Genomic DNA, 1,910 nt, shown 5'->3' on the forward strand with positions numbered 1-1,910 from the left:
CGTGAAGTTCCTGGATCTGCCGAAGGAGCGGGCGGAGGAGCTCGGGGCGTTCGTGGCTAAGGTCCAGCGAGAGCGGGGCATCGAGCGGGGGGTCGACCTGCGTGGCGGTCCGCGGGATGATCAGGGGTAGGGAGGGGCGCGGGGAACCATGTCGAAGGCGTCCAGCCGCCCCAAGGCGAGTGGCAAGTGACGTTTGCTCCACCAGCTAGGGTTTGGGGGGTCCGGCGAAGCGCCCGGACCCCCCTTTTCTTTTCGCGGGCCGACCGGGAGTGCTCGGGACATCAGACGGATGCCGCACAGATTTGCAGATTCGGTAAGAAGAATTGCAGAAATGGAATTGCTGAGAGCACGAATCATCCCGTATTAGCGAGGCGATCGGATTGCGCCCTCGGGAGGGAGGGAGCAGCCGGCAGTGAGCCCAGGGTGGCCCATCCCCCTGGGCTCTTTTCTGACAATTGACATCCCCCCGAGGCCACGGTACGCTTCGCCTGCCCCATCCTCGCATCTGACTCCCCCGAACGGCCAGGAGGTTCGATGCGCCCGAACCCCGTGAAGCGCCTGCTGCGCGACGGCAAGCCGGCCGTCGGCACCTGGCTGAACATCGGCAATGCCCTCACCGCCGAGGCGGTCGCGGGGCTGGGCTTCGACTGGCTGGTCGTGGACGCCGAGCACAGCCCGATCGGGATCGAGACCGCCACGGCGATGTTCCAGGCGATCGGGGGGATGGGGGGGGTCCCGATGGTCCGGATTCCGGCGAACAGCGAGGAGAACTTCAAACGGGTCCTGGATGCGGGGGCGTGGGGAGTCGTGGTCCCGATGGTGCGGACGGCGGAGGAGGCGGCGGCCGCCGTGGACTGGTGCAAGTACCCGCCGGCGGGGAGGCGGAGCATGGCCGGCAGCCCCCGGCACGCGCGCGCCTTCGGGACCGATCCCTCGACGTACTTTGCGCGGGCGAACGACGAGATCCTCCTCGTCATCCAACTGGAAGACATCGAGGCGGTCCGGCGGGCCGACGAGATCCTGAAGGTCCCCGGCCTCGACGCGTGCTTCATCGGCCCGACCGATCTGTCGGCCTCCATGGGGCTCAAGCCCGGCTACGAGCAGAAGGACCCCGCCTTCGCAGAGGCCCTCCGGGCCGTCCGTGAAGCCTCGAAGCGACATGGGGTCGCGCCCGGCATCCATACCGGGAGCGCGGCGGTCCTGAACCAGCGCATCGCCGAGGGGTTCCAGTTCGTCGCGCTCTGGAGCGACGTGAACTTCATGGTCCAGGGGCTGCGCGCTGAGCTGGCCAAAGTCCAGCGTCAGCCGGCCTGAGGGCATCCCGCCTCCTTCCGCGGGATCCCGCGACCCGGCGGATCCCGACCCAGTCCGGATCAACGGTTCCCCTCGCGCCTCTGCGCCCGGACCTCGTTCCGGTGTGTTGACACGGCTCGCGCCCGGGGCTACGGTGAGCCCGAGCGCGGCCGCTCCGTTTCGCCGCGTGGCGCTGCTGCCGGGTGCGCGATCGATCGGGCGAGGAATCGAGGAGGGTCAGGCGCGGATGCCGGATCCGGGCTGGCAGGGCGAGGGACACGAGATGGCGGAGGCCCAGCTCACCGCTCCGTGGGGGAGGCTACTCCCGGAAGATACCGGCGAGATAGACCAGGCCCTGTTCCCGGATCTCCTGGAGTTGCTTCATCAGGTCGTCGAGGTGCCGGTTGAGCTCGGGCCCCGTCCGGCATGCGGGCGTGACCAGGATCCGGTCCCCCTGCTGGTCCCACTTCGTGATGAGGACGCGGGCCCCCTCACTGACCTTGGTGTGGGGGTCGCGCAGGCGCTCCAGCTCGAATCGAATCATACCCGTGGTCTCCTCTGGCGTGATTCGGGGGGGATGGCCCGGCCTGCCGCGCGGCGCTTCCTACAATAGCGGG

2 protein-coding genes are annotated in these 1,910 nt (G+C 68.8%); one reads left to right on the forward strand and one right to left on the reverse strand.

The genetic code is table 11. From position 1 onward, the window contains the following. Positions 1-534 precede the first annotated feature (534 nt). The gene (locus tag VGT06_06165; protein HEV8662705.1) at positions 535-1,314 is read left to right on the forward strand and encodes an aldolase/citrate lyase family protein; all 780 of its coding nucleotides are present in this window, start codon (positions 535-537) and stop codon (positions 1,312-1,314) included. Positions 1,315-1,612: 298 nt separating this feature from the next. Here the strand turns inward: VGT06_06165 and VGT06_06170 are convergent, their stop codons facing one another. Next, a complete protein-coding gene (locus VGT06_06170) occupies positions 1,613-1,837 on the reverse strand; it encodes a hypothetical protein (protein ID HEV8662706.1) in 225 nt (74 codons plus the stop codon). Positions 1,838-1,910 lie beyond the last annotated feature (73 nt).

It is taken from the genome of Candidatus Methylomirabilis sp., assembly GCA_036000645.1.
GTDB lineage: Bacteria > Methylomirabilota > Methylomirabilia > Methylomirabilales > JACPAU01 > JACPAU01.

Excerpts from the sequence above, each read along its gene's own strand:
- VGT06_06170 (HEV8662706.1), bottom strand. The coding sequence starts at position 1,837 with ATGATTCGATTCGAGCTGGAGCGCCTGCGCGACCCCCACACCAAGGTC.
- VGT06_06165 (HEV8662705.1), top strand. The coding sequence starts at position 535 with ATGCGCCCGAACCCCGTGAAGCGCCTGCTGCGCGACGGCAAGCCGGCC.